This window comes from Leisingera sp. CC-HEC096 (assembly GCF_059429235.1).
Genome location: NZ_JCAIJS010000001.1, coordinates 1,110,294 through 1,135,042 on the forward strand (window position 1 = coordinate 1,110,294; position 24,749 = coordinate 1,135,042).

The window sequence follows — 24,749 nt, forward strand, 5'->3', positions numbered from 1 at the left end:
GCCCCTTTCCGGGCGGGGTTTTCTTTTGCCGCAAGAAACGGGTCGCCTGGCGCCCGTCCGCGCGTTAGCTGAGCTCTATGAGCCCGCAAAAGACCATATCCCCCCGTGCCTGGGCCGAGCTGATCCTGCTCGGCGTGATCTGGGGCGGATCGTTTCTGTCGATCCGCATCGCCCTGGATGAAATCCCCGTTGTCACCCTGGTTCTGCACCGCTGCGGCTGGGCGGCGCTGTTCCTGTGGGCCGTCGTGCTGCTGATGCGGCTGCCGGTGCCCAAGGACCCCCGGGTCTGGGGTGCCTTTCTGGTTATGGGGCTGCTCAATAACGTGATTCCCTTCGGGCTGATGGCCTGGGGGCAGCTGCACATCGAAACCGGCCTCACCTCGATCCTGAACGCGGCGACGGCGATTTTCGGGGTGATCGTGGCTGCCCTGGTCTTTGCCGATGAGCGGCTGACGGCGCGCAAGGCGCTGGGAGTGGGGCTGGGGTTCCTGGGTGTGGCCACGGCCATCGGGCTGGAGCAATTTGCCAGTTTCGACATCCGCAGCACAGCGCAGCTGGCGGTTCTGGCGGGCACGGTGTCCTATGCCTTTGCCAGCGCCTGGGCACGTCTGAAACTGTCCGGCCTGGCGCCGCAGGTGGCGGCGGCGGGGATGCTCACCGGCTCCACCCTGTGCCTGGTTCCGGCCGCGCTGCTGATTGACGGCGCGCCTGTGCTGGCGCTGGAAACCGGCACTTGGATCTCCATCGCCTATTTCTCGCTGATCGCCACGGCGGGGGCCTATCTGCTCTATTACCGGGTGCTGGGGCTGGCGGGCAGCGGCAACCTGATGCTGGTCACGCTGATCATCCCGCCCGTCGCCATCGTGCTGGGCGCCTGGGTGCTGGGCGAGGCGCTGAAGCCGCAGGCCTATGCAGGCTTTGCGCTGCTGGCGGCCGGACTTGTGATCCTGAACGGCAAGCCCCGGTTGCGGCGCAAGCGCGCACGGAATTGACCCAGCCCGCGCAGAGGATTAGCAAGGCCTGAAACCTTCAGGGACCGAATACCTAATGCTCTATTCTTCCGCACAGGACTGGCGCGATGCGCCGAACAAACGGGTGCTGTTCTTTGGCATGTCCGGGCTTGGCAAAACCTATGTCAGCAACGTTCTGCGCGGCGCGGGCAGCTGGTTCCACTACTCGGTCGATTACCGCATCGGCACCCGGTATATGGGTGAATACATCGCAGACAATGCCAAGGCCGAGGCGATGAAAGTGCCGTTCCTGCGGGAGCTTCTGCTGTCGGATTCGATCTTTATCGGCTCCAACATCACCTTTGAAAACCTGACGCCGGTCGCCGCCTATCTGGGCAAGCCCGGGGATGTGGCCAAGGGCGGGCTGCCCATCGCGGAATACAAGCGGCGGCAGGAGCAGTTCCGGGTTGCCGAGATCCGCGCGCTGCTGGACACCGAGTATTTCGAAGGACGCGCGCAGCAGCTTTACGGCTATCCGCATTTCATCTGCGATACCGGCGGGTCGATCTGCGAATGGGCCGACGCGAACGACCCGAACGACCAGATCCTGTCCGAGCTTGGCAAGCACACGCTGATGGTCTGGATCAAGGGCGACGACGCCCATACCGAGGAGCTGGTGCGCCGGTTCGACCGCGCACCCAAGCCGATGTCCTATCAGCCGGAGTTCCTGGACCGGGTCTGGCAAGAATATCTCAAGGAAAATGGCATAGCTGAAGGGGATGTGGACCCCGACGCCTTTATCCGCTGGACCTATGCCCAGGCCCTGGCCCACCGCCAGCCGCGCTATCAGGCGATGGCGGATAATTGGGGCATCACCGTCACCGCCGACCAGATCTCTGCCGTCAAGGATGAGGCCGGTTTCGTGGATTTGATCGCCTCGGCTCTTGAGGCCCGCGGCTAAGCCGCTTATCTCTCAGCTTCCGCTATATCGCACAACCTTCCGCAAATCAGGACAGTGACATGCCCATCAAGATCCCCGCAGACCTCCCCGCCTATGACGTTCTGACGAACGAAGGCGTGATGGTCATGTCGCCGGATCAGGCGGCGCGCCAGGATATCCGGGCCCTGCGCATCGGGCTGTTGAACCTGATGCCCAAGAAAATCCAGACCGAGAACCAGTTTGCCCGGCTGATCGGCGCCACGCCGCTGCAGATCGAGCTGAGCCTGATCCGGATGACGGAGCATCAGACCAAGAACACCGCGGCTGAGCACATGGAGGAGTTCTACCACTCCTTCCAGGAGGTGAAGCACGAGAAGTTCGACGGGCTGATCATCACCGGCGCGCCGATCGAGCATCTGGAGTTTCCGGAAGTCACCTATTGGGACGAGATGCGCGAGGTGTTCGAATGGACCCAGACCAACGTGCATTCGACCTTTGGCGTCTGCTGGGGCGGCATGGCGATGATCAACCATTTCCACGGCGTGAAGAAGCACATGCTGGACCACAAGGCGTTCGGCTGCTTCCGTCACCGGAACCTGGCGCCGGCCTCGCCGTACCTGCGCGGGTTCTCGGATGATTTCGTGATCCCTGTCAGCCGCTGGACAGAGATGAAGCAGGCAGAGATCGACGCGGCCCCGGGGCTGCGGACCCTGTTGGGCAGCGATCAGGTTGGCCCCTGCCTGGTTGAGGACAAGGCGCACCGCGCGCTCTATATCTTTAATCACTTCGAATATGACAGCGATACGCTGAAGCAGGAGTACGACCGCGACGTGGCCAATGGCACCCCGATCAACGTGCCGGACAACTATTATCCGAACGATGATCCGAGCCAGCAGCCGCAAAACCGCTGGCGCAGCCACGCGCATCTGCTGTACGGCAACTGGATCAATGAGATCTACCAGACCACGCCATATGAGCTGGATCAGATCGGCCGCTAGGATGCTGGTCTATCTGAGCCTTGCTGCCGCAACCGGCGCCGCGCTGACCGTGTGGCAGGCCGGGCGGCGCGAGGCGGCCGCCGAGGCCAGCCACCCGCCCCAGGGTCAGGTACTGGTGGTCGGCCGCCACCGGGTGCATGTGGTGGAGATGGGCCAGCCCAAGGGCAGCGCGCCGGACCTGGTGCTGATCCACGGCTCCAGCGGCAACACCCGGGACATGACCTTCCGGCTGGCGCCCGCGCTGGCCCGGGATTTCCGTATCCTGGTCTTCGACCGGCCGGGCCTGGGCTATTCCGACCGCCTGAACGGCAGCGGCGCAACGATCCGCCAGCAGGCTGATGTTTTACGCCAGGCCGCGGCGCAGTTGGGCGCGCAAAAACCCGTTGTGCTGGGGCAAAGCTACGGCGGCGCGGTGGCGCTTGCCTGGGCCGTCGACCACCCGGAGGAGCTGGCGGCGCTGGTGTCTGTTGCCGGCGTTTCGCATCCTTGGGACACGCCGCTGGACACCTTCTACAAGGTGACGTCCTCCCGGATCGGCAGTGCGCTCGCCGTTCCGGCCCTCACCGCCTTTGTGTCCCGTGCCACCGTGATGGAGACACTGGACGCCGTCTTTGCGCCGCAGGCGGTGCCGGAAGGGTATGCCCAGCATTTCGGCATCGGCCTGACCTTGCGGCGCAAGTCCCTGCGAGCCAATGCCCGGCAGCGCGCCAACCTGCTGGCGGAAGTGAAAGCGTTGGCGCCGCAGTACAGCCGCATCGGGGTGCCGGTCGAAATCATCCATGGCACCGCGGATGACACTGTCAGCCCCAACATCCACGCGCGGCAGCTGGTGCGGGACGTCCCGAGTGCTGCCCTGACCCTGCTGGAGGGGATCGGCCACATGCCGCACCACGTGGCAACCGATGAGGTTGCCGCCGCGGTGCACCGCGCTGCCGACCGGGCACGTTTGCGTTAATGCGATTCACATTCCATACTCTCTCCCCATATAAGGGATTGAGGACAGAAGGGTTTTGCACATGACGCTGCCATTTGACGGGGCCATCAGCCGCTATTACCAGACCGGCGCGCCGGAGGAGGTCCGCAAGGCGATCCAGGATGCGGACAAGGACGATATCCTTAACCCCAGCTACCCCCACAAGGAGCGCATGGGGCGTAAAACCTATGAGAAGGAGCTGGAGGCGCTGCAGATCGAACTGGTCAAACTGCAGGCCTGGGTCAAAGCCAGCGGCGCCCGCATTGCCATCGTGCTGGAAGGGCGCGATGCGGCCGGCAAGGGCGGCACCATCAAGCGCTTCCGCGAAAACCTGAACCCGCGCGGCGCCCGGGTTGTGGCGCTGTCCAAACCCACCGAAGAAGAACAGAGCCAGTGGTATTTCCAGCGCTATATCGAACACCTGCCCTCGGGCGGCGAGATCGTGTTCTTCGACCGCAGCTGGTACAACCGCGGCGTGGTGGAAAAGGTGTTCGGCTTCTGCACCGATGATCAGCGCGAGCGGTTCTTTCATCAAGTAAAGGGGTTTGAACAGGCGCTGGTGGATGACGGCGTGCTGCTGTTCAAGTTCTGGCTCAATGTCGGCCGGGCTGAGCAGCTGCGGCGGTTTCTGAAGCGGGAATCCGATCCGCTGAAGCAATGGAAGCTGAGCGCGATCGACGTCAAAGGGCTGGAGAAATGGGACGAATACACCGCCGCAATCTCCGAGACCCTGGAACGCAGCCATTGCCCCGAGGCCCCCTGGACCATCGTGCGCTCTGACGGCAAACGGCGGGCGCGGCTGGCGGCGATCCGGGCGGTGCTGACCGCCATCGACTATGACAACAAGGACGCCAAGGCCATCGGCGCCCTGGACACGGAAATTTGCGGAGGCCCGGACATCTGGGATGCCTAAACGCGGTTATCATCACGGCAACCTGCGCCAGGCGCTGGTCGAAGCCGCCCTGCAGCTGATCGAGGCCAAGGGCCCGACCGGCTTTACCCTGTCGGAAGCGGCCAAGACAGCAGGCGTCACACCGGCCGCCGTCTACCGGCATTTCGAGGGGCGCGAAGACCTGATCGCCGAGGCCTCGCGCCAGGGCTACATCATGTTCGCCGACCTGATGCAGCACGCCTATGACAAGTACCAGCCCTCTGCGCTGGCCGCGTTCGAGGCGACGGGCCGCGCCTATCTGGCCTTTGCCCGGAAACACCCGGGCCACTACATCGCCATGTTCGAAAGCGGCATTTCCGTGAACCGCACGCCGGAGCTGGCCGACGCCGCCGCCCGTGCCCGGGCGATCCTGGAACGCGCCGCCGCGGACCTGAGCCAGCATATCCCGGCAGAGAAACGGCCGCCGGCCTCGATGTTCTCGGCGCATGTGCTGGCGATGAGCCACGGAGTGGTAGAGCTTTATGCGCGCAACTCTCCTGGAGCCACCTCACCCTTTCCGCCAGAGGACCTGCTGGAAAGCGGCATCGGCATCTATCTGCGCGGGCTGGGGCTGATTGAACCGGACAGCTAGAAGCGGCCGGCGGGCTGCGGTGCGCTCAGCTCGTCGCCGACATTGACCAGCTTAACCTCGCCGATGCCCTTGATGTCTTCGGGGCCGATGTCGGTCACGTGGAATTCCTCGGACAGGGCATCCTTCATTTCCTCCGGCGCGACAATTTTCATCGGATTGGCAAAGACTTGCAGGCGGGAGGCCAGGTTCACCGCGGGGCCGAACACGTCATAGACGTACTTTTGGATCCCCACCACAGAGCCGACGGCAGAGCCGGTGCCCAGCCCGATCCGCGCCTGCCACTTGTGCTGGTGGCTTTGGTTGCGCCGCTCCAGGTAGCGCAGGAAGCGGGTGGCGCAATGGGCCACGGCGGTGGCGTGCTCCGGCATCGGTTCCGGCATTCCGGCCACCGCCAGGTATGCGTCGCCAATGGTCTTGATCCGCTCGCAGCCATATTGCTCGACGATGCGGTCAAAGGCGGTGAATATGTCGTTCAGCTCCCCCAGCGTGACCGTCGGATCGGTGCGGGAGGCAAAATCGGTGAAATTCACGAAGTCCAGCATCACCACCGACACCTGCGGGTAGAGCTGCGGGGTGACGACGCCAAAGGTCTTAAACTCCTCGTAGACCTGGCGCGGCATCAGGTTCAGCAGGAGCCGCTCCACCCGCTCCTTCTCGCGTTCCAGTTCGCGAGTGTTGCGCTCGACCATGGCGGAATAGCTGTCGATCATGCTTTCCAGCTCGCGGATGCGGGTGATGTTCTGGCATTCCACCACCAAAAGCGGCTCATCCAGATGGCTGGCTTGCGAGATGTTGATGGCGAACACCAGGGTGCGGCGCTTGCGCTTGATCTTCAGCTCCGCCGAATAGCGCAGCCCCTCCTCGCACAGCGGACCCAAATCCTCGCGGTTCAGCCCCTCAATCGCGTCAGTCAGCGACGCCTCCGGTCCCGGAGTGCCGAACCATTCCGCAAAGGGCTGATTGTGAAAGACAAACCCAAGGTCCGAGGACCGCACGACCGCCACCCCCACACCGATTGCACGCAACAGCTGCTCGTTGATGGCGGCAATGCTCATGCCGCGTTCCGGGTGACGATGATGTTGCGCTTGGCCTCAATCGCGGCCAGCGTGGTGCGCACATCCGGCTCAGCGAGGCCATGCTGCTCCAGCGCCTCCTTGAGCAGGGCAGCCATTTCGTCGAAATCCTCGTGGGTGATGCCGAGGGCCCTGTGCACCGCCTCCAGCCGCTCGTCGCTGAAGGAGGCCGGCCCGCCGAGGAGCGAGGAGATGAACTTGGTCTGGTGATCAATCAGCCGCGCCATATCAACGTCGGCGAAGTAATCGCCGATCTGATCGGAGTCGAGCGCCATCTCGTAGAATGTCATCACGACGCGGCTGATGGCACTGAACCCGCCGTATTTCTCGTAAATGGTTTGCGGCATGGCAGCTTTCCCCCACCAGGAAGCAGTGCCGCCAATGTTACGACAGTTTTGCGCAAAAGTTAACGCCCCTGGAACCTGACCGGGTCCCGGACCGGAAATCACCGCAGTTTGCCTTGGGCGCAGACCCTGCCCCGCCTCAGGCCGCGCTTTCGCCTGCGCCCTGGTCGGTGAAGGTCACCAGATCGGAAACGATGCCCTGCAGACCTTCGATCAGCTCTACCGTTGGCTGGGCTGTCAGCAACGGCGCCATTTCCTGGATCAGCGGCAGCGGCAAGTCCCACCAGCGCAGTTCCTGCAGCTTGCCGCAGACCGCGTCGTCGAACCGTTTGCGCACCAGCTGCGCAGGGTTGCCCGCCCAAACCTCGTAAGGGCCCACATCATTGGCGACAGTGGCGTTCGGGCTGATCACAGCCCCGTTGCCGATGGTCACGCCGGCGAGCACAGTGGTATTGGCGCCAATCCAGACGTCATTGCCGATGACAACATCGCCGGCCCCGTGCCGCGGGACGTGAACCCCGGCGCCGCCCAGTTCTTCGGTGAAAACCTCACCAAAGGGATAAGCAGTGATCCGGTCCAGCATCGGCGAGGCATCCAGCAGGATCCGCACCCCCCTGCCAATGGAGCAATACGAGCCGATCGACACATTGGCGCCGCCGCCCTGCTCCTGGATGTCCAGATCCTCATAGCCGTGGGTGAAACGGCCGATTTCCAGCTGCCCATTGCCGATTGGGGCAGTCTTGAAGTTTCCCGGTGTTGCCATGCTCTGTCCTGCCTTCGCTATATGGTCACTCGAATTCGGGAACAAAGTAGAAAAACTTTCTAAAAAAAACCTGAAAGCGTCCCGTAAAAGAGGAGCGGCACAAAGGAAGGGCCGCTCAGCCGCGCGCCCTTCCGTACCCATTCCGATGATGAATCAGCGCTTCAGTGCGACAACTTCCATACACATCCTGTATCTTTCGCTGATGCCGAAGCGGACTGGTTCCATTCCGACCTCCCTCAGCAAGGAATACAGACGGTGGCGTGAAAAGTTATGGAAATGCTCCATCTCACTCCAATACGGGTTTTGCTTTATGCCCGTCGCGTAATCCCAGCAGAAACTCTCGGAATTCGGCATCGAAATCAGCAGCGGCCCGCCCGGCTCCAGAAGATCCACCGCCGCCTTCAGGAACGGTTTTGGGAACGGCACATGCTCCAGCACGTCCATCATGCTGACGACAGAGCATTGCCTTCCGAGATCCAGCTGTTGAATGTCCTCGCAATACGCCTCGATCCCGATCTGCAAAAGCGCGTCAACATTTGGCTTGCGGAGGTCGACTCCAATGGGTTCAAAGCCGAATTCGCGGGCAGTGAACAGCAGCGAAGCATTGCCAAAGCCGATGTCCAGCCAAGGGCCGCTGGAGGCATAGGGCAGAACCTTCTCCACCATCTTAGCCGACACATGGCGGTTCTTTTCCATTTCATGGCCTACGGTCTTGTTTGGAGTCGTCTGTGCAAACAGGACGTCAAACGCCTCATCCGTGAAATAGCCGTTTGTGAAAACATGGGAGCAAGGCGCGCATTTGTTCCAAATGATTTCGGGCTTGAAAACAGGGTTGTATTTGGCCTCTCTGGAGCAATCGCCGCGGTAAATTTCCGAAAACTCAGTCGCTTCGCACAAGGGGCAGCTTGTAAAATCGTGCCGTTCCTTCAATCCCATAACTCCTGTCAAATTTATCAGGCGCCGCGCCAGCGGCACATGCGTGGAAATTGACGGGCAGAACTTAAGATGCGCCTAAAATCGAGCGGGAATACTGCATAAAAAAAGGGGCCGCCAAAAGGCAGCCCCTTCCAAAAAAGGCGTGAAGCGAAAATCAGCGCTTGGAGAACTGGAACGAACGGCGGGCTTTGGCCTTACCGTATTTCTTACGTTCCACAACGCGGCTGTCGCGGGTCAGGAAGCCAGCAGCTTTCAGAGCGCCGCGCAGCGCGGGATCATAGAGCTGCAGCGCTTTGGAGATGCCGTGCTTGACCGCACCGGCCTGACCGGACAGGCCGCCGCCCTTGACGGTGGCGTAGACGTCAAACTCGCCTTCGACGCCGGCAACCTGGAACGGCTGGCGCAGAATCATCTGCAGCACCGGACGGGCGAAGTACTTGTTGATTTCCTTGCCGTTCACCTCGACCTTGCCGGAGCCCGGCTTGATCCAGACGCGGGCAACAGCGTCTTTACGCTTGCCGGTGGCATAGGAGCGGCCCAGTTCGTCACGAACCGGCTCACGCGCGATGGTTTCCTCAGCCGCTGCTTCCACACCGGTTGCAGCTGCGAGCTCTTCGAGAGTGTTGATCTGATCAGCCATCGATATCAGCTCCGGGTGTTTTTCTTGTTCATGGATTTGACATCCAGAACTTCGGGGGCCTGAGCTTCATGCGGGTGCTCGGCACCGGCATAGACACGCAGGTTGGTCATCTGCTGGCGCGCCAGGCGGTTGCCCGGCAGCATGCGCTTGACGGCCTGGAACACGACGCGCTCCGGGTGTGCACCTTCCAGGATTTCCTGTTTGGTGCGCGACTTGATGCCGCCCGGATGGCCGGTGTGCCAGTAGAATTTTTCGTCACGCTTTTTGCCGGTCATCTGCACCTTGTCGGCGTTGATGATGATGACGTTGTCGCCCATGTCCATATGCGGAGTGAACGAGGCTTTATGCTTGCCACGCAGGCGCATGGCAACGATCGAGGCAAGACGGCCCAGAACAACGCCCTCGGCGTCGATTAGGATCCACTTCTTCTCGATATCTGCCGGAGTAGCAGAGAAGGTTTTCATGGCAGGTCAATCCTGTTTGTCGTGAAGGCAGAATCCCGGAACGGGTCCGCCTGAATGCGATGGACGGGGTTTACGGGGATCAGACTGCCGCGTCAACAGGGGCAAACAAGAATAAAACTAGACATTACAATACCTTATAAAATAGGTATTATTTTACCCCACGATTTCAGACGCTGATCTGCTCCGGCGGGTTGTCCAGCAGGGCGCGCAGCCGCAGCATTGCCTCCTCGAACTGCTTCAGCGGCACATGGGCATTGATGGCAATGCGCACCGCATGCGGGGCGCGGCCGTCGCGCAGAGCAAATTCATCGGCGGACCGGATCTGCACTCCGTTTGCCTCTGCCGCGCGGGTAAAGGCCGCCGCCCGCCAGCCCGAGGGCAGACGCAGCCACAGGAACGGCACATCCGGGTTCCAGGTGAGGTCAAAGCCGCCAAGCGCGTTGACCGCGACCCGCACATAGCGGGCCATCTCGGCGCGCACATTCTCCACCAGCCCCGGCAGCCTCGGATCGGTCAGCAGGATGCGGACCAGATCCGCCAGCGGCTGGGCCAGCCCGAAATAGCCGTATTCCGCCACCCGCCGCAGATCCGCCGCCCGCCCCTCCGGCGCCAGCGCAAAGCCGACGCGCAAGGCAGGCGTCAGGATCTTGGAGATCGAGGACACATGCCAAGCGAGTTCCGGCGCCAGCGCCCGGTAGCTGGGCGCGCGGGACTCGCCCAGGCGGTAGCAGTCGTCCTCGACGATCTGCACCCCGTGGCGGCGGGCAATCCGGATGATGTCCTTGCGCCGCTCCAAGGGCGTGTAAAGCCCGGTGGGATTATGCACCTCAGGGCTGGTGCACAGAACCGTGGCGCCGGTTTTGCGGATGGCCAGTTCCATCGAATCCGGGCGGATGCCATGTTCGTCCATGGCGACTTCGACCACCTGCGCCCGCAGAAGCTCGGCTGCACGGCGGAACCCGGCATAGGTCAGGTCCTCGACCATGATGACCGGCTGCGGACCCTGAAGGATCGCCTGCAGCACCACCATCAGACCGTTCTGGCCGCCGTGTGTTAGTACAATGTCATTTTCGGTCACGGTTCCGACCGGCGATTGCCCCACCCAGGCGGCTGCGGCCTGGCGCACCGGCAGATAGGCGTCGCGGGTCGGATAATTCAGGAATTTGCGCGCGTCGCCTTCGGCCACCTTGTGCAACGCCTCGCGCACCGCGGCCACCTGCCCCATATCGGCAATCCGCGGGCTGAACAGGCTGACATGGCCGGGATCGCGCGCTTCAGCCAAATGCAACTGCCGCGACCATACGTCATCCGGCACCGGTTTCTTTTTTTCGGCTACAAAGGTGCCGCGCCCGACCTCGGCCTCCAGCACGCCCTCATCTGTCAGGATGCTGTAAGCCCGGGCAACGGTGCCGGGCGTGATGCTCAACTGGTACGCGAGATCGCGCACCGGTGGTAGCTTTGTACCGATTTTCAAACTGCCGGCGTCAATGGCGGACCGAATCGTGTCTGCCACCTTTTTGTACTTCGGACCCTTGGCCTCTTCCAGGCTCTGCGGCCAAATTGTACCCATTACAATCCATCCTTGGACAATACGCCTACCCCTTTGTATCAGAACATCACGACAAATCAACAGGATTGTATCAACACAATACGAAGGAAGCCTCCCATGGCACAGCACACGCAAATGGCACAATCGAATATGTCCTTTCTGAACAGCCGCCCGGCCCTGCCGGTGCTGGCGCAGTGGGCCGTCCTGTTTGCCGTGCTGGTCACCAAGTGGAGCCTGCGCCACCGAACCCGGTGCCAGCTGAAACACCTGAGCGACGCGCAGCTGAAGGACATCGGCGTGTCCCGCGCAGACGCCCATTATGAAGCGACTCTTCCGTTCTGGCGCCCATGATCCCCTGGGCAATAGAACAACCTGACGGCCGGGGTTCGCCCCGGCCTTTTTTTTGCGCCCGTTTTCTTTCACCTGCCGCCGCCAGGCGGACCCGCCCGCCCATGCGTTACCAGCCATGCGGAAATTAAAGGTTGAACGAATCTTTCATGGGTCCTACATGCCCCCTCACTTTCGGCACCGATCCCAACCCCGGACCCTTATCCGGGGGGGCGCTAAGGGCCGTCTGGATTGTCATCTGCTGGAACGAAGGGGAGCGCCATGAAAGACGCCAACCTCTTCCAACTGGGGATCGGTCTGGAGACAGGCGCCCATGAGGAAGATACCGCCCGCGGTGTAACTGCCGCGAATCTTGATGCTGTTGTTGATTCCGACCGCGAAGACCATTTCATCCGCAAGGATGGCAAGGTGTTTGCCGGCACGCATCTGATCATCGAAGTGATGAAGGGCACCGGCCTGGACTGCGAAGAGCGCATCCAGAACGCCTTCCGCAAATGTGTTGAGGTCTGCGGCGCCACCCTGCTGCACATCCACACCCACAAATTCTCACCCCAGGGCGTGTCCGGCGTGGCCGTTCTGGCCGAAAGCCACATCTCCGTCCACACTTGGCCGGAAATCGGTTATGGCGCCTTTGACGTGTTCATGTGCGGCGACGCAGAGCCGTGGAAAGCCGTCGGCGTGCTGAAAGAAGCGTTCAACACCGATATGGTGGAAGTGCGCGAGCTGCTGCGCGGGGAGGAGCTGATCGCCAAAGAGGTGGCGGCATGAGCGATGCCGTCAAGAAGGAGTGGGTCACCGAGAGCCTGCACGCGCATTACGCCCAGCGTCTGCGCGTGGACGAGATGCTCTATGACAGCAACACCGAGCACCAGCGCCTGAAAGTGTTTCAGAACGGCCAGTTCGGCCGCATCCTGACGCTGGACGACGTGGTGCAGACCACCGAAGGCGACAACTTCATCTACCATGAGATGCTGACCCATGTGCCGATCCTGGCGCATGGCAACGCAAAGCGCGTACTGATCATCGGCGGCGGCGACGGCGGCATGGCCCGCGAGGCGCTGCGCCACACCTCGGTCGAGCATGTCACTATGGTGGAGATCGACGGCGGCGTCGTGGATTTCTCGAAAGAGTATCTGCCGATGCTGAGCGACGGCGCCTTTGACGATCCGCGCCTCAACCTGGTGATCAACGACGGTGCGCTCTTCATGAAAGAGAACACCGAAAAGTTCGACGTGATCATCGTCGATTCGACCGACCCGATCGGCCCCGGCGAAGTGCTGTTCACCGACACCTTCTATGGCCATGCCGCGCGGTCGCTGACCGAGGACGGCATCATCGTCACCCAGAACGGTGTGCCGTTCATGCAGGGCGATGAGCTGACCGGCACCCTGCGGGCGTTCCAGGCGCTGTTTGCCGATGCGTCGTGCTATCTGGCCACCGTGCCGACCTATGCCGGCGGGCCGATGGCGTTCGGTTGGGGCAGCCACTCGGACAAGGCCCGCAATGTGAGCCTGGCCGATCTGGAGGCACGCTTTGCCGCCGCCGGGATCGACACCGGGTACTACAATCCGGAGGTTCACAAGGCCGCATTTGCCTTGCCGAACTACGTGAAGAAGCTGTTCCCGTAAGGAACACGGGAGACAGGGGGCTCCGGCCCCCCTTTTCATGTCAGCGGCTGAGTCGGGTGATCGCGTTCAGCATCCTCGACGCAAGCATGAATGAAACCTGAACTAAGCCCGTTCCATTCAATTCGCCTGTCGCGCCAGCGGCAGGCACGCGTCCGCCCGCCCCACGGCGGGCGCGTTCCGCGCCCACCCGGGCGAACGCTTAATTTATTGATCCGGCCGAGGCGACGGCCCCGGCCCTAACGTTGCGCGCCGATCCCCCTTGGCCTGACTGCCAGTCTTTGCTAGGCGCGGCGGGAGCTTAATCAGACGTGGCAGGCCAAATGCAGCGCGACCCCATCCTTGTTGTTGACCGCGAGACCGGCGAGACTTTTGAAGAGGTTGTGCTGGGCGAGAAATGGATCCGCTGGGCCTATCAGAACGCCAGCGCCAGGCCGGTGGAAAAACTGCTGTTCCGCTCCTCCCTGATCAGCCGGCTGATGGGCGCCTGGTTCGACTCGCGGATATCCAAGGGCAAGATCGCCAAGGTGATCGAGGATCTGTCGATCGACATGTCGGAGGCCACAGCGGCTGCGGACAGCTACAGCTGTTTCAACGACTTTTTCGTGCGCCACCTGAAGCCCGAAGCCCGGCCCTTCAGCGATGATCCGAAGGACATCGTCTCCCCCGCCGACGGCCGGGTGCTGGTGTTCCCTGAACTGGCCGGGGATGTCTTTGTCCCGGTCAAGGGCTATCCGATGTCGGTCCGCACCATGCTGCCGGGCATTGCCGACCGCTTCATCGGCGGCGCGCTGGCCATCGTGCGGCTGTGCCCGGCGGACTATCACCGCTACCACTTTCCCGCCGGCGGCCGGATCACCGGCGCGCGGGACATTCCCGGCGCGCTGCACTCGGTGAACCCGATTGCGCTGGGGGCCGGGCCGGACGTGTTCGGCGAGAACAAACGGACCTGGACGCTGATTGAGACCGAAACCCTGGGCACCTATTGCTTTGTCGAGGTGGGCGCCTTTGGCGTCGGCTCCATCGTCAACACCCGCTCCGAAGGCACGGTGCGGAAGATGGACGAGAAGGGCTATTTCAAGTTCGGCGGCTCCACCGTGGTGGTGGTATTCGAGCCGGGCAAAGTCCGGTTTGCGGATGACCTGGCAGCCAACAGCGCCAAAGGCCGGGAAACGCTGGTCAAAGTCGGCCAGCCTCTGGCCACCGCGCTTTAACGCTTGGGCGGGATCGAATAGGTCATGGAGGCGCGGGCGACCGGCTCCTCCATGCCTTCGGAGTACATCAGCACATCCGCCACCGCCAGAACCCGGCCCAGCTTCAGCAGCCGCGCGTCGGCAATCACATCGGCACCTGCCACGGGTTTACGCATGAAATCCAAAGAGCAATTGGTGGTCACCGCCAGCGCCTCGCGCCCCAGCCGCGACAGGATCAGCGCGTAGATCGCGCAGTCGGCTAGCGCAAACATCGACGGGCCCGACACGGTGCCGCCGGGCCGCAGGTGCCGCTCCGCCGTCAGCAGGCGCATCCGCAGGCCCTGCTCATCCATCGCGTCAATGGAAAAGTCGTCCTTCACCTGCGGAAAGATCTCATGCAGGTAGTCCGTCAGACCTGCGACATCAAATGCCAGTGCCATGCTTTTCCTTTCCCTTCGCGCTGACTAGAGTTGCCGCAAGCTTTGGGAGGAGAGCAAGATGGCAATTCTGGAACGTTGCGACACAGGGAATATTGCCCGGCTGACGATGAACACGCCGGAGAAGCTGAACGCCCTGTCGGACGAGATGCTGGCGGCGCTGCAGGAACAGATTGATGCCTTGCGCGAGGACAGCAGCATCAAGGTGGTGATCCTGTCCGGCGCGGGCAAAGGTTTTTGCGCAGGCCATGACATCAAGCAGATGACCGCAGGGCGCGCAGGCGAAGATGGCGGCAAGGCCTATTTCCAGGATCTGTTTGCCCGCTGCACCAGCGTGATGACGGGGCTGCAGTCCCTGCCCCAGCCGGTGATCGCCCAGGTCCACGGTATCGCCACCGCGGCGGGCTGCCAGCTGGTCGCTTCCTGCGATCTGGCGGTGGCGGCGGAGGGCACCAGGTTTGGCGTCAACGGGGTGAACATCGGCCTCTTCTGCTCCACGCCGATGGTTGCCCTGTCGCGCAATATCCCGCGCAAACAGGCGTTTGAGCTGCTGACCACGGGTGAATTCATCGACGCTGCCCGCGCCGTGGAGCTGGGGCTGGCCAACCGCGCGGTGCCGCTGGAGGCGCTGGAGGCGGAAACCGCCAAGCTGGCCGAAACCATCGCTGCGAAACTGGGCGCGGCGGTGAAGATCGGCAAACAGGCGTTTTATGAGCAGCTGCAAATGCCGCTCGACCAGGCCTATGCCTATACCAGCGGGGTGATCGTCGAGAACCTGATGTACCGCGACACCATCGAAGGCATGGCCGCCTTTATCGAAAAACGCGCGCCTGACTGGCAGGAATGAGTTTTTCGGAAAATTTTCGGAGAGCTTTAGGCTTTGTTTACCAATCGAAACCTATTGTTTCCCTAAGACGCCAGCCAACTGCCTTTCAATTCGGGCGGAAAGATGGCAAAGATTGGGCAAGGCCGACGCACTGTCACTGGCCTGCACAATTTGGGCTGCTGCTGCGGAAGGGTCCCTCCAGCCGGTTCTCTCTCACCGGTCGATCATTCCCGCGGCGGCGGCCCCAAATTACCCTGCCCCTGACGAACTGACACCCGGACGTCGCCCGTGCGCGGTTTCCGGCAGCTTTGCCCCACCCCCAACGCGCCCAAGCCGGTTGCACAGGCCCTCACCCTGCCCTATGTGGCGGGCATGACAGATCATTCGGCAAAAACACTGCATATCGTGGGCGGCGGCATGGCCGGCTCGGAAGCGGCCTGGCAGGCGGCGAACATGGGCGTACAGGTGGTGATCCACGAAATGCGCCCCAAGGTGGAAACCTTTGCCCACCAGACCGGCAACCTGGGCGAGATGGTGTGTTCCAACTCCTTCCGTTCGGACGATGATGAGCAGAACGCGGTCGGCCTGCTGCACTGGGAAATGCGCCAGGCAAACGGGTTGATCATGACCACCGCCGATCAGCACCGCCTGCCCGCCGGCGGCGCCCTGGCCGTGGACCGCGAGCCCTTTGCCGAGACCGTGACCGCCAGGCTGAAGGCGCATCCGAATGTGTCGGTCTCTTACGAGGAGATCACCGAACTGCCCGCCGACGGCCACTGGATTTTTGCCACCGGCCCGCTGACCTCGCCGGAGCTGGGCAAGGCGATTCAGGCTGAAACCGGCGCTGAGGCGCTGGCCTTCTTCGATGCCATCGCGCCGATCGTCTACGCCGAGTCGATCGACATGTCGAAGGCTTGGATGCAGTCGCGCTATGACAAGGGCGAGACCGAGGAAGAGCGCACCGCCTACCTCAACTGCCCGATGGACAAAGACCAGTACGAAGCCTTCATCGACGCGCTGCTGGCCGCGGACAAGACCGAATTCCACGAGGGCGAGACCGCTGGCTACTTCGACGGCTGCCTGCCGATAGAGGTGATGGCCGAACGCGGCCGCGAAACCCTGCGCCACGGGCCGATGAAGCCGGTGGGACTGACCAACCCGCATCAGCCGGACGTTAAAGCCCATGCCGTGGTGCAGCTGCGCCGCGACAACGCGCTGGGGACGCTGTTCAACATCGTCGGTTTCCAGACCAAGATGAAATACGGCGCCCAGACCGAAGTGTTCAAAATGATCCCGGGACTGGAGAACGCCAGCTTTGCCCGTCTTGGCGGCATCCACCGCAATACCTTCATCAATTCGCCCACCCTGCTGGACGCACAGATGCGGCTGAAGTCCAAGCCCAACATCCGGTTTGCCGGCCAGATCACCGGCGTTGAGGGCTATGTCGAAAGCGCCGCCATGGGCCTGCTGGCAGGTCGTCTGGCGGCGGCAGAAATCCTCGGCCGGGACTTGCCCGAAGTACCGCAGGACAGCGCTATGGGCGCGCTGATCCACCACATCACCGGCGGCGCCGAGGCCAAGACCTTCCAGCCGATGAACGTGAACTTTGGCTTGTTCCGCCCGGTGGGCGGCCTGAAAGGCGGCCGCCGCGGCCGCAAGGACCGCTACAAGGCCTATACCGACCGCGCCAAGACTGTCTGGCAGGAGTGGCTCAGCAACTTTTCCTAGACGGAATACGACCGCGGGGCCTAAACTTGCGGCATGAGCGAAAAGTTTCTGAACAAGGCCTATGACCTTGAAACACCGGAAGCGACCCTCAAGCACTACGACCAGTGGGCCGCTTCCTATGACGCAGAGATTGCCGAAAACGGGTATGCGACACCGGGGCGGATTGCCCAGGCATTGGCGAAATTCCAGAAAGACCTGAGCGAGCCTGTTCTGGATTTCGGCTGCGGCACCGGCCTGTCGGGCATGGCTCTGCGGCTGCAAGGCTTTCAAACCGTCGACGGAATGGAGCCTTCCGAGGAAATGCTCGCCCAGGCCCGCAGCAAAGGCGTTTACCGGAAGCTGACGCAGATTGATGTTTCCAACAAGAAGCCGATCCCGGAAGGCGCCTACCGCCTGATCACCGGCTGCGGTGTGCTGGGTACCGGCGCGGCTCCGCCCGTGGTGTTCGACATGATCATGCGCGCCTTGCCGCGCGGCGGGCTGTTTGCTTTCTCCTACAACGACCACGCGCTGGAGGACCCCGCCTATACCGGCAAGCTCAACGAATGGCTGGACTGTTCGGCGGCACGCCTGCTATTCCGGGAACATGGGGATCACCTCCCCGGAATAAACCTGAAGTCCACCGTTTATGTGATTGAGAAGGCGTGACATTCACCACCAGATTTGCGCCGTCGCCGACCGGACCGCTGCACTTGGGCCACGCCTATTCCGCGTTGCTGGCGCATGATATGGCCGCGGCTGAAGGCGGCCGCTTCCTGCTGCGCATTGAGGATATCGACCAATCCCGCGCCCGGCCCGCCTGGGAGGCGCAGATCTATGACGACCTGCACTGGCTGGGCCTCACCTGGCCGCAGCCAGTGATGCGCCAATCAGAGCGGCTGCCCCGCTACCGCGCCGCTCTGGACCGGCTGACCGCACTGGGGCTCACCTACCCCTGCTGCTGCAACCGCGCCGATATCGAGGCCGCGGCCGGAGCACCGCAGGAAGGCGTGCCGCAATTCGGCCCCGACGGGCGCATCTATCCCGGCACCTGCCGCCCCCGCCTGCCTGGCGAGGCCACGGAGCGCGACGTGATCCGTTTGAACATGGAAAAGGCCGTCCAAGCCGCAGAGCTGCGCAGCTTCACCGAGACCGGACCAGAATTTGCCGGAACGCACCAGCTCGACCCAGAACAACTGGTCTCAAGCGTTGGCGATATCATCCTGGTGCGCCGCAGCATGGGCAGCTCCTACCACCTGTCGGTGGTGATAGATGACGCGGATCAGGGCATCACCCATGCGGTGCGCGGCGCCGACCTGTTCGAAGCAACCCAGATCCATGTGCTGCTGCAATCGCTGCTGGGGCTGCCCACGCCTGTTTATCACCACCACCGCCTGATCCGCGACGATCATGGCAAACGGCTCGCCAAACGCGACGACGCCCGCGCTATCTCCAAGTACCGCGCCGAGGGCGCCACCCCGCGGGACATCCGCGGCATGGTTGGCCTGCCGCCTTCCTCTTGCTGAAGATACCCCCGCCGCAGGCACGGCCCATCAGGGCCGTCTCCTTTGGTTGCGGCTCACTCCATCGGCTTCATCAGCTCGACCTCGCCCCCCTCCCGCAGCGCGGTATAGAAACAGGTCCGCCGGTTGGTGTGGCAAGCCGCCCCGGTCTGGCTCACCAGCGCAAGCAGGCAGTCGCGGTCGCAATCGACCCGCAGATCCACCAGTTCCTGCACATGGCCCGAAGTCTCCCCTTTGATCCAGAACGCCTGGCGCGAGCGCGACCAGTAGGTGACCCGGCGGGTTTCCAGCGTGCGCGCCACCGCGTCTGCATTCATCCAGGCCATCATCAGCACCTCGCCTGACGCCTCATCCTGCGCGATGCAGGGGATCAGGCCGGCGTCATTGTAGGACAGGCTGGCGGGATCAAAGGACGCGGCAATGGACATGGATAAAAACCTTTTGCATCTGCTGTTCGGCTCCCTATGTATGGGGAACCACCAAGCAGGGAAAGCCCGGGAAAGCGATGTCTGGCGAATCCGATCTGATCAAGCTGTATTCTTCGCGCATTCTGGCGCTGGCGGCGGATATTCCGCATCTTGAGCGTCTCGAAGCCCCGGACGCCACGGTCAAGAAACGCTCGCCGCTGTGCGGCTCCACCGTCACCGTAGACGTCACTGTAGACGACGGACGGATCACGGATTTCGGCCAGGACGTAAAAGCTTGCGCGCTGGGACAGGCCGCCGCGGCTGTTGTCGGCGCCAATGTGATCGGCCGCTCGCTGGCTGAGGTCGAAACCGCCCGCGACCAGCTGAAGGCCATGCTGACCCAGGACGGCCCGGTGCCCGATGCCCCCTTCGACGGGCTGGAAGTGCTGCAGCCCGCGCGCGAGTTCAAGAACCGCCATGCCTCCATCATGCTGGCGCTGGAGGCCACCCTGGAAGCGATGCAGACCGCCGCCAAGGAGCAATGCGCCTGACGGCGGCACCTTGCGTCACTGATTGTCATAGACAACAGAACCCGCAACCACCCTTGCAGCTTTGCAAGGGAAAGATTTTTGTTGCCTTCGCCCTTCCAACAAAAAACCGCCGCGCATCCGGGCAGGATGGCGGCGGCAGTCATGCTCTGCGGTGCGGGACCCGGGCGGGCCAGGCTGGATCTTGAGGCAATCCATTGGGGGATCGGGACAGGCGGTTGATCCCTTGAGCAGTCCGGGACAGGAAAGGGCCGGCCCGGCACAGCAGAGGCATTCAGGAATGGAAACAGCGGGTCAGAGCAGGCCCGGCAAGTGCAGCGCCGCCACCAGCATCACCATCAGCGAGGCCGCGCCGATGGCGTCCTGCAGCAGGGTGGAATGGGCATTCTGAATCGTGGTTTTGATCTGTGCAATCATGGCTCGGGCCTCCTCCAGTCTGTCTTTTCGCTCTTTGGCAAATTTGTTGCCCCTTTGTTCTCATTTTTACTGGCACCTGTAAAGAACTTTTTGAGAACATTTGCGAACAGATTGGAACATCAACCGGGAACACGCGCCGGAACGCGGATTAACCCACTGAAATCAAACGGATTGCCTGATCCTGCTTCATCAGCCACAACAGCACCCGCGCTGCCTTGCCGCGGGCGCTCTCGAGCTTGGGGTCCGCCGCCAGCAGCGACCGCGCATCGCTTTGCGCCACCGCCATCAGCCCGGCCTGGCGCTCCAAGTCGGCAATCCGGAACCGCGGCAGCCCGGATTGCGCGGTGCCGATCATGTCGCCCGCGCCGCGCATCTGCAGGTCGGTTTCCGAGATCCGGAAGCCGTCCTCGGTCTCGCGCAATACCTCCAGCCGCTTTCGCCCGCCTTCGGTCAGCGGCGGCTGGTACATCAGCAGGCAGGTCGACTCGGCGCTGCCGCGCCCAACCCGGCCGCGCAGCTGGTGCAGCTGCGCCAGGCCAAAGATCTCCGCCCGTTCAATCACCATGATAGAAGCATTGGGCACGTTTACCCCGACCTCAATCACCGTGGTGGCCACCAGAACCTTGGTCTTGCCCTCCTGGAACGCCGCCATCGCGGCATCCTTTTCCGCGGGCGGCATCTGGCCGTGGACCAGACCCGCGATCCCCTCACCCAAGACAGCGCGAAGATGCTTGAAACGCTCCTCCGCCGCGGTCAGGTCGCTCAGCTCCGACTCATCGACCAGCGGACAGACCCAATAGCACTGCCGCCCCTCCGCGATGGCCTTGCGCAGGTGGTCGACCACCTCCTGCATCCGTTCGGTGCTGATGACCGCAGTCTTGACCGGTTTGCGCCCCGGCGGTTTCTCATCCAGCACCGAGACATCCATGTCGCCGTATTGCGCCAGCGCCAGCGAGCGCGGGATCGGTGTTGCAGTCATCACCAGCACATCGGCGCCCTTGCCCTTTTCTGCCAGCTCCATCCGCTGCCGCACCCCGAAGCGGTGCTGTTCATCGACAATCGCGAGGCGCAGGTCTCGGAATTCAACATCCTGCTGGAACACCGCATGGGTGCCGACCAGAACATGAATATCACCGCGCTTGAGCGCAGCCAGCTTGGCCTTTCGCTCAGCCCCCTTGTCGCGGCCTGTCAGGATCTCGATCACCACCCCCGCATCTTCCGCAAGCGGTGCGAGCCCCTCCATGTGCTGCTGTGCAAGAATGCCGGTCGGGGCCATCATTACCCCCTGCCCGCCCGCTTCAACTGCGACCAGCAAGGCCATGAAAGCAACCAGGGTTTTCCCTGCGCCCACATCGCCTTGCAGCAGCCGGTTCATGCGCTTGGGCGAGGCCATGTCGGCGGAGATTTCCTCGATCGCCCGGGCCTGGGCGTTGGTGGGCTTATACGGCAGCGTCTTCAAAACACGCGACTGCAGGCGGCCGGTTGCGTGGCTTTCGATGCCCCGGGCCTTCCGCTCAGTTTGCCGCGCCAGCGCCAGGGTCAGCTGATGCGAAAACAGCTCATCATAGGCCAGACGCGCCCGGGCCGGCGCCTGCGGGCTCAGGTCATCCAGGCCTTGCGGCACGTGCGAGGATTGCAGCGCCTCGTGCCAGGCAGGCCAGTTCTCCTTCAGCATCTGCGCCGGGTCGATCCACTCATCCAGCTCAGGCATCCGCGACAGCGCGCTTTGCGCCGCCTTGTACATGGTTTTCTGCGTGACCCCATGGGTCAGGCTGTAGACCGGCTCATACTCCGGTATCTCATGCGCCTCTTCCACCGGCAGCATATGGTCGGGGTGCACCATCTGGGCGATGCCGTCAAACAGCTCCAGCTTGCCCGAAACCACCCGGCGCGATCCCTCCGGCAGCTGCGCCTCCAGATAGCGGCTGCGGCCATGGAAAAAGACCAGCTGGAACTCGGTCTCCGCGTCCTCCACGTGGATACGATAGGCGCCGCCCTTGTTGCGCGCGGGCCGGTGGCGGCCAACGGTCACTTCAACCGTCACCGTTGCGGGCAAGTCCACACCGCGAATAGTCTCGCGCCGGCGGCGGTCGACCACAGAATAAGGCAGGGAAAACAACAAGTCGCGCGGCGTTTCTATATCAATCTGGAGAAGGTTCTGCGCGGTTTTCGGGCCGACACCCTGCAAGGTCTCGGCGCCCGCAAACAGCGGAAACAAGATCTCCGGACGCCCGCTCATGCCCCTGCAATCAGCTCCAGCCAGCCGTCTTCGTCCAAGGTTTGGATACCCAGCTCCGCCGCCTTCTTGGCCTTGGAACCCGCCCCGGGACCGGCCACCAGAATATCGGTCTTCTTGGAAACGGAGCCGGAGACCTTGGCCCCCAGTGCCTCTGCCCGTGCCTTGGCCTCGGCGCGGGTCATCTTCTCCAGCGTGCCGGTGAAGACGACGGTCTTGCCCGCCACCGGGCTGTCCGCGGCGGGGGCATCGGGCGGCACGATGGTCAGTTTCGCCACCAGCCGGTCGATGGCCGCGCGTTCCTCCGGGTTGGCAAAGGCATCGGATAGGGACAGGCCCAGCACCGCGCCGATCCCGTCGACGCCGATCAGGTCGGCCCAGGCAGCTGAAGCCTCGGCCGGGACTTCGCAGGCAGCAATGGCAGCGGCCCGGGTTTCCGAGATCCGGGCGCGGCGGCCCTCCTCCGCGGCGGCCTGGCGTTCGGACTCCTCGGCTTCATCGGCGGCCCGGTGCGCCAGCGCAGCCGGGCGGGCCACGTCGAGCGCAGCCGCCATACCCTGCCAGTCCCGGTAGTGCAGCGCCAGATCGCGGCCGGCTACCTCACCTGCATGGCGGATGCCGAGGGCAAAGATCAGCTTGGCCAGCGGGATCGTTCGTTTTTCCTCGATTGCGGCAAAGAGGTTGTCGGCGGATTTCTCCCCCCAGCCCTCGCGGTTCTTCAGCTGCTGCAGGCCAGAGCCGTAATTTTCTTGCAGATCAAAGATATCCGCGGGTTCCTTGATCCAGCCATCGCTGTGGAACTGCTCAACCTGCTTGGCGCCCAAACCTTCGATATCAAAGGCCGCGCGGGAGACGAAGTGCTTCAGCTTTTCCACCGCTTGCGCGGGGCAGATCAGCCCCCCGGAACAGCGGCGCACAGCATCGCCTTCTTCCCGTTCCGCCGGGCTGCCGCATTCCGGGCAGGTGTGCGGAAACGGATACGGCTCGGCCCCCTCGGGCCGCTTGGACAGATCCACATCCGCCACTTTTGGAATCACGTCGCCCGCGCGGTAGATCTGCACCCAGTCGCCGATGCGGATGTCCTTGCCGCCGCGGATCTCCTCGCCCTTGGAGTCGCGGCCCTGGATGTAGTCCTCGTTGTGCAGCGTCGCGTTTGACACCACCACCCCGCCGACAGTCACCGGGGTGAGCCGCGCCACCGGGCTGAGCGCCCCTGTGCGGCCAACCTGGATGTCGATGGCCTCCAGCCGGGTCCAGGCGAGCTCGGCCGGGAATTTATGCGCAATTGCCCAGCGGGGCGTGGTGGAGCGGAACCCCAGCCGCCCCTGCAGCGCCAGATCGTTGACCTTGTAGACCACGCCGTCGATGTCATAGCCCAGCGTCGCGCGCTGTTCCTCGATGCTGCGGTAATGATCAATCATCTCCGCAACGCTGGTGCACAGCCGGGTCAGCGGATTGGTCTGGAACCCAAGCGACTGCAGCCGCGCAATCGCCTCCATCTGCGTTTCTGCCAAGGGTGCGCTCAGCTCTCCCCAGCTGTAGGCGAAGAACCGCAAAGGCCGGGCGCGGGTGATCTCCGCGTCCAGCTGCCGCAACGAGCCTGCGGCGGCGTTGCGCGGGTTGGCAAAGATCTTGCCGCCGCGCTCCGCATGGCGGGCGTTCAGTGCTTCGAAATCCGCGTGGCTCATATAGACTTCGCCGCGCACCTCCAGCACTTCCGGCGCACCAGCCAGCCGCTGCGGAATATCGGTGATGGTCAGCGCATTGGCGGTCACGTTCTCGCCCACACTGCCATCGCCGCGGGTGGCGGCCTGCACCAGTTTGCCCTGCTCATAGCGCAGCGACAGCGACAGCCCGTCAATCTTGGGCTCGGCCGTGTAGCCTAGCGCGGCCCCGCCGTTCAGGCCCAGGTATTTGCGGATACTGCGGTCAAAGTCCGCGACGTCGTCATCCTCGAAGGCATTGCCCAGCGACAGCATCCGCACCGCATGGGTGATCTTGCCGAACCCCGACGCCGCCGGTGCGCCAACCGCCGCCAACTGGGAGGCCTCGTCGGCAAGTTCAGGAAAGGCCTCTGCCAGTGCCTGGTAGCGCCGTTTCAGCGAATCATATTCGGCGTCGCTGATCTCCGGCGCATCAGCCTGGTGATAGGCCAGATCCGCCGCCCGCAGCTGCTCTTCCAGCGCCAGAAACTCTGCCCGGGCGTCCTCTGCCGTCAGGCCGGCCACGTCTTTTTCCGAATTCTCTGCCACGCGCGGTCCCTCTTCGTTCTCACCCTTGGTGATATGACGCCGCGCGCGCCGCGTCCAGCGCCTCTGTCAGAGCAGGC

27 protein-coding genes are annotated in these 24,749 nt (G+C 63.0%); 15 read left to right on the forward strand and 12 right to left on the reverse strand.

Going from position 1 to position 24,749, the window contains the following annotated elements; translation table 11 throughout:
* Positions 1-77 precede the first annotated feature (77 nt).
* The 6 genes from AC5STI_RS05440 to AC5STI_RS05465 all read left to right on the forward strand — a co-directional run bounded on the left by AC5STI_RS05440 (position 78) and on the right by AC5STI_RS05465 (position 5,384).
* On the forward strand, positions 78-992 hold the full coding sequence (locus AC5STI_RS05440) for a DMT family transporter (protein WP_495445945.1): 915 nt from the start codon (positions 78-80) through the stop codon (positions 990-992).
* A 55-nt stretch (positions 993-1,047) separates the two neighbouring features.
* Positions 1,048-1,911, forward strand: coding sequence for an ATPase (locus AC5STI_RS05445; RefSeq protein ID WP_495445947.1), 864 nt, complete (start codon positions 1,048-1,050; stop codon positions 1,909-1,911).
* 59 nt (positions 1,912-1,970) lie between these two features.
* Positions 1,971-2,888, forward strand: a complete 918-nt coding sequence (gene metA / locus AC5STI_RS05450; protein ID WP_495445949.1) for a homoserine O-acetyltransferase MetA — start codon at positions 1,971-1,973, stop codon at positions 2,886-2,888.
* A 1-nt stretch (position 2,889) separates the two neighbouring features.
* The gene (locus AC5STI_RS05455) at positions 2,890-3,843 is read left to right on the forward strand and encodes an alpha/beta fold hydrolase (protein WP_495447732.1); all 954 of its coding nucleotides are present in this window, start codon (positions 2,890-2,892) and stop codon (positions 3,841-3,843) included.
* Positions 3,844-3,904: 61 nt separating this feature from the next.
* Entirely contained in the window at positions 3,905-4,774 is an 870-nt protein-coding gene (gene ppk2 / locus AC5STI_RS05460; protein ID WP_495445951.1) for a polyphosphate kinase 2, read from the forward strand.
* Positions 4,767-5,384, forward strand: a complete 618-nt coding sequence (locus tag AC5STI_RS05465; RefSeq protein ID WP_475052337.1) for a TetR/AcrR family transcriptional regulator — start codon at positions 4,767-4,769, stop codon at positions 5,382-5,384. Before ppk2 ends, AC5STI_RS05465 begins: the two co-directional genes overlap by 8 nt.
* Here the strand turns inward: AC5STI_RS05465 and AC5STI_RS05470 are convergent.
* The 7 genes from AC5STI_RS05470 to AC5STI_RS05500 form a co-directional block, all read right to left on the reverse strand.
* Positions 5,381-6,439: an adenylate/guanylate cyclase domain-containing protein gene (locus AC5STI_RS05470; protein WP_495445953.1), complete on the reverse strand. Its 1,059-nt coding sequence runs from the start codon at positions 6,437-6,439 to the stop codon at positions 5,381-5,383. The genes AC5STI_RS05465 and AC5STI_RS05470 overlap by 4 nt on opposite strands.
* Entirely contained in the window at positions 6,436-6,804 is a 369-nt protein-coding gene (locus AC5STI_RS05475; RefSeq protein ID WP_490397880.1) for a group I truncated hemoglobin, read from the reverse strand. Before AC5STI_RS05475 ends, AC5STI_RS05470 begins: the two co-directional genes overlap by 4 nt.
* Positions 6,805-6,940: 136 nt before the next feature.
* On the reverse strand, positions 6,941-7,564 hold the full coding sequence (locus AC5STI_RS05480) for a CatB-related O-acetyltransferase (RefSeq protein WP_495445956.1): 624 nt from the start codon (positions 7,562-7,564) through the stop codon (positions 6,941-6,943).
* Between the two features lie 153 nt (positions 7,565-7,717).
* Positions 7,718-8,500 carry a class I SAM-dependent methyltransferase gene (locus AC5STI_RS05485; RefSeq protein WP_495445958.1) on the reverse strand — a complete coding sequence of 261 codons (783 nt, stop codon included), beginning with the start codon at positions 8,498-8,500 and terminating at the stop codon, positions 7,718-7,720.
* Between the two features lie 154 nt (positions 8,501-8,654).
* Positions 8,655-9,140, reverse strand: coding sequence for a 30S ribosomal protein S9 (gene rpsI, locus AC5STI_RS05490; RefSeq protein ID WP_475043458.1), 486 nt, complete (start codon positions 9,138-9,140; stop codon positions 8,655-8,657).
* Between the two features lie 5 nt (positions 9,141-9,145).
* Positions 9,146-9,604 (reverse strand): 50S ribosomal protein L13, encoded by a 459-nt coding sequence (gene rplM, locus AC5STI_RS05495; RefSeq protein WP_495445960.1) that lies wholly within the window; start codon positions 9,602-9,604, stop codon positions 9,146-9,148.
* Positions 9,605-9,770: 166 nt separating this feature from the next.
* Entirely contained in the window at positions 9,771-11,174 is a 1,404-nt protein-coding gene (locus AC5STI_RS05500; protein ID WP_495445961.1) for an aminotransferase-like domain-containing protein, read from the reverse strand.
* A 96-nt stretch (positions 11,175-11,270) separates the two neighbouring features.
* On the opposite strand from AC5STI_RS05500, the gene AC5STI_RS05505 reads away from it, so the two are divergent.
* The 4 genes from AC5STI_RS05505 to asd all read left to right on the forward strand — a co-directional run bounded on the left by AC5STI_RS05505 (position 11,271) and on the right by asd (position 14,340).
* The gene (locus AC5STI_RS05505; protein WP_008557434.1) at positions 11,271-11,504 is read left to right on the forward strand and encodes a DUF1127 domain-containing protein; all 234 of its coding nucleotides are present in this window, start codon (positions 11,271-11,273) and stop codon (positions 11,502-11,504) included.
* 258 nt (positions 11,505-11,762) lie between these two features.
* Positions 11,763-12,269: an adenosylmethionine decarboxylase gene (speD, locus tag AC5STI_RS05510; protein WP_259937596.1), complete on the forward strand. Its 507-nt coding sequence runs from the start codon at positions 11,763-11,765 to the stop codon at positions 12,267-12,269.
* Positions 12,266-13,129 carry a polyamine aminopropyltransferase gene (gene speE, locus AC5STI_RS05515; RefSeq protein ID WP_495445962.1) on the forward strand — a complete coding sequence of 288 codons (864 nt, stop codon included), beginning with the start codon at positions 12,266-12,268 and terminating at the stop codon, positions 13,127-13,129. The genes speD and speE overlap by 4 nt, the downstream gene beginning before the upstream one ends.
* A gap of 320 nt (positions 13,130-13,449) precedes the next feature.
* Positions 13,450-14,340, forward strand: a complete 891-nt coding sequence (asd, locus tag AC5STI_RS05520; RefSeq protein ID WP_495447733.1) for an archaetidylserine decarboxylase — start codon at positions 13,450-13,452, stop codon at positions 14,338-14,340.
* Here the strand turns inward: asd and AC5STI_RS05525 are convergent.
* Positions 14,337-14,759, reverse strand: coding sequence for a PaaI family thioesterase (locus AC5STI_RS05525; RefSeq protein WP_495445963.1), 423 nt, complete (start codon positions 14,757-14,759; stop codon positions 14,337-14,339). The two genes, asd and AC5STI_RS05525, sit on opposite strands and share 4 nt — an antisense overlap.
* Positions 14,760-14,817: 58 nt before the next feature.
* Between AC5STI_RS05525 and AC5STI_RS05530 the strand changes: the two genes are divergently transcribed.
* From AC5STI_RS05530 to gluQRS, 4 genes are all read left to right on the forward strand, one after another.
* Complete coding sequence (locus tag AC5STI_RS05530) at positions 14,818-15,603, forward strand: enoyl-CoA hydratase (RefSeq protein ID WP_495445964.1); 786 nt, start codon at positions 14,818-14,820, stop codon at positions 15,601-15,603.
* Positions 15,604-15,954: 351 nt separating this feature from the next.
* Positions 15,955-17,310, forward strand: a complete 1,356-nt coding sequence (gene trmFO / locus AC5STI_RS05535) for a methylenetetrahydrofolate--tRNA-(uracil(54)-C(5))-methyltransferase (FADH(2)-oxidizing) TrmFO (protein ID WP_495445965.1) — start codon at positions 15,955-15,957, stop codon at positions 17,308-17,310.
* Positions 17,311-17,343: 33 nt separating this feature from the next.
* Entirely contained in the window at positions 17,344-17,958 is a 615-nt protein-coding gene (locus AC5STI_RS05540) for a class I SAM-dependent DNA methyltransferase (RefSeq protein ID WP_495445966.1), read from the forward strand.
* Positions 17,955-18,815, forward strand: a complete 861-nt coding sequence (gluQRS, locus tag AC5STI_RS05545; RefSeq protein WP_495445967.1) for a tRNA glutamyl-Q(34) synthetase GluQRS — start codon at positions 17,955-17,957, stop codon at positions 18,813-18,815. Before AC5STI_RS05540 ends, gluQRS begins: the two co-directional genes overlap by 4 nt.
* A 53-nt stretch (positions 18,816-18,868) precedes the next feature.
* Here the strand turns inward: gluQRS and hisI are convergent, their stop codons facing one another.
* Positions 18,869-19,240 (reverse strand): phosphoribosyl-AMP cyclohydrolase, encoded by a 372-nt coding sequence (gene hisI, locus AC5STI_RS05550; protein WP_495445968.1) that lies wholly within the window; start codon positions 19,238-19,240, stop codon positions 18,869-18,871.
* Between the two features lie 77 nt (positions 19,241-19,317).
* On the opposite strand from hisI, the gene AC5STI_RS05555 reads away from it, so the two are divergent.
* Positions 19,318-19,770: an iron-sulfur cluster assembly scaffold protein gene (locus tag AC5STI_RS05555; protein WP_495445969.1), complete on the forward strand. Its 453-nt coding sequence runs from the start codon at positions 19,318-19,320 to the stop codon at positions 19,768-19,770.
* Between the two features lie 291 nt (positions 19,771-20,061).
* Here the strand turns inward: AC5STI_RS05555 and AC5STI_RS05560 are convergent, their stop codons facing one another.
* The 3 genes from AC5STI_RS05560 to ligA form a co-directional block, all read right to left on the reverse strand.
* Positions 20,062-20,184, reverse strand: coding sequence for a hypothetical protein (locus AC5STI_RS05560; protein WP_024090279.1), 123 nt, complete (start codon positions 20,182-20,184; stop codon positions 20,062-20,064).
* 148 nt (positions 20,185-20,332) lie between these two features.
* The gene (gene recG / locus AC5STI_RS05565) at positions 20,333-22,423 is read right to left on the reverse strand and encodes an ATP-dependent DNA helicase RecG (protein ID WP_495445970.1); all 2,091 of its coding nucleotides are present in this window, start codon (positions 22,421-22,423) and stop codon (positions 20,333-20,335) included.
* A complete protein-coding gene (gene ligA, locus AC5STI_RS05570) occupies positions 22,420-24,639 on the reverse strand; it encodes an NAD-dependent DNA ligase LigA (RefSeq protein ID WP_495447734.1) in 2,220 nt (739 codons plus the stop codon). Before ligA ends, recG begins: the two co-directional genes overlap by 4 nt.
* Positions 24,640-24,749 lie beyond the last annotated feature (110 nt).

Excerpts from the sequence above, each read along its gene's own strand:
- AC5STI_RS05440 (WP_495445945.1), top strand. The coding sequence starts at position 78 with ATGAGCCCGCAAAAGACCATATCCCCCCGTGCCTGGGCCGAGCTGATC.
- AC5STI_RS05445 (WP_495445947.1), top strand. The coding sequence starts at position 1,048 with ATGCTCTATTCTTCCGCACAGGACTGGCGCGATGCGCCGAACAAACGG.
- metA (WP_495445949.1), top strand. The coding sequence starts at position 1,971 with ATGCCCATCAAGATCCCCGCAGACCTCCCCGCCTATGACGTTCTGACG.
- AC5STI_RS05455 (WP_495447732.1), top strand. The coding sequence starts at position 2,890 with ATGCTGGTCTATCTGAGCCTTGCTGCCGCAACCGGCGCCGCGCTGACC.
- ppk2 (WP_495445951.1), top strand. The coding sequence starts at position 3,905 with ATGACGCTGCCATTTGACGGGGCCATCAGCCGCTATTACCAGACCGGC.
- AC5STI_RS05465 (WP_475052337.1), top strand. The coding sequence starts at position 4,767 with ATGCCTAAACGCGGTTATCATCACGGCAACCTGCGCCAGGCGCTGGTC.
- AC5STI_RS05470 (WP_495445953.1), bottom strand. The coding sequence starts at position 6,439 with ATGAGCATTGCCGCCATCAACGAGCAGCTGTTGCGTGCAATCGGTGTG.
- AC5STI_RS05475 (WP_490397880.1), bottom strand. The coding sequence starts at position 6,804 with ATGCCGCAAACCATTTACGAGAAATACGGCGGGTTCAGTGCCATCAGC.
- AC5STI_RS05480 (WP_495445956.1), bottom strand. The coding sequence starts at position 7,564 with ATGGCAACACCGGGAAACTTCAAGACTGCCCCAATCGGCAATGGGCAG.
- AC5STI_RS05485 (WP_495445958.1), bottom strand. The coding sequence starts at position 8,500 with ATGGGATTGAAGGAACGGCACGATTTTACAAGCTGCCCCTTGTGCGAA.
- rpsI (WP_475043458.1), bottom strand. The coding sequence starts at position 9,140 with ATGGCTGATCAGATCAACACTCTCGAAGAGCTCGCAGCTGCAACCGGT.
- rplM (WP_495445960.1), bottom strand. The coding sequence starts at position 9,604 with ATGAAAACCTTCTCTGCTACTCCGGCAGATATCGAGAAGAAGTGGATC.
- AC5STI_RS05500 (WP_495445961.1), bottom strand. The coding sequence starts at position 11,174 with ATGGGTACAATTTGGCCGCAGAGCCTGGAAGAGGCCAAGGGTCCGAAG.
- AC5STI_RS05505 (WP_008557434.1), top strand. The coding sequence starts at position 11,271 with ATGGCACAGCACACGCAAATGGCACAATCGAATATGTCCTTTCTGAAC.
- speD (WP_259937596.1), top strand. The coding sequence starts at position 11,763 with ATGAAAGACGCCAACCTCTTCCAACTGGGGATCGGTCTGGAGACAGGC.
- speE (WP_495445962.1), top strand. The coding sequence starts at position 12,266 with ATGAGCGATGCCGTCAAGAAGGAGTGGGTCACCGAGAGCCTGCACGCG.
- asd (WP_495447733.1), top strand. The coding sequence starts at position 13,450 with ATGCAGCGCGACCCCATCCTTGTTGTTGACCGCGAGACCGGCGAGACT.
- AC5STI_RS05525 (WP_495445963.1), bottom strand. The coding sequence starts at position 14,759 with ATGGCACTGGCATTTGATGTCGCAGGTCTGACGGACTACCTGCATGAG.
- AC5STI_RS05530 (WP_495445964.1), top strand. The coding sequence starts at position 14,818 with ATGGCAATTCTGGAACGTTGCGACACAGGGAATATTGCCCGGCTGACG.
- trmFO (WP_495445965.1), top strand. The coding sequence starts at position 15,955 with ATGACAGATCATTCGGCAAAAACACTGCATATCGTGGGCGGCGGCATG.
- AC5STI_RS05540 (WP_495445966.1), top strand. The coding sequence starts at position 17,344 with ATGAGCGAAAAGTTTCTGAACAAGGCCTATGACCTTGAAACACCGGAA.
- hisI (WP_495445968.1), bottom strand. The coding sequence starts at position 19,240 with ATGTCCATTGCCGCGTCCTTTGATCCCGCCAGCCTGTCCTACAATGAC.
- AC5STI_RS05555 (WP_495445969.1), top strand. The coding sequence starts at position 19,318 with ATGTCTGGCGAATCCGATCTGATCAAGCTGTATTCTTCGCGCATTCTG.
- AC5STI_RS05560 (WP_024090279.1), bottom strand. The coding sequence starts at position 20,184 with ATGATTGCACAGATCAAAACCACGATTCAGAATGCCCATTCCACCCTG.
- recG (WP_495445970.1), bottom strand. The coding sequence starts at position 22,423 with ATGAGCGGGCGTCCGGAGATCTTGTTTCCGCTGTTTGCGGGCGCCGAG.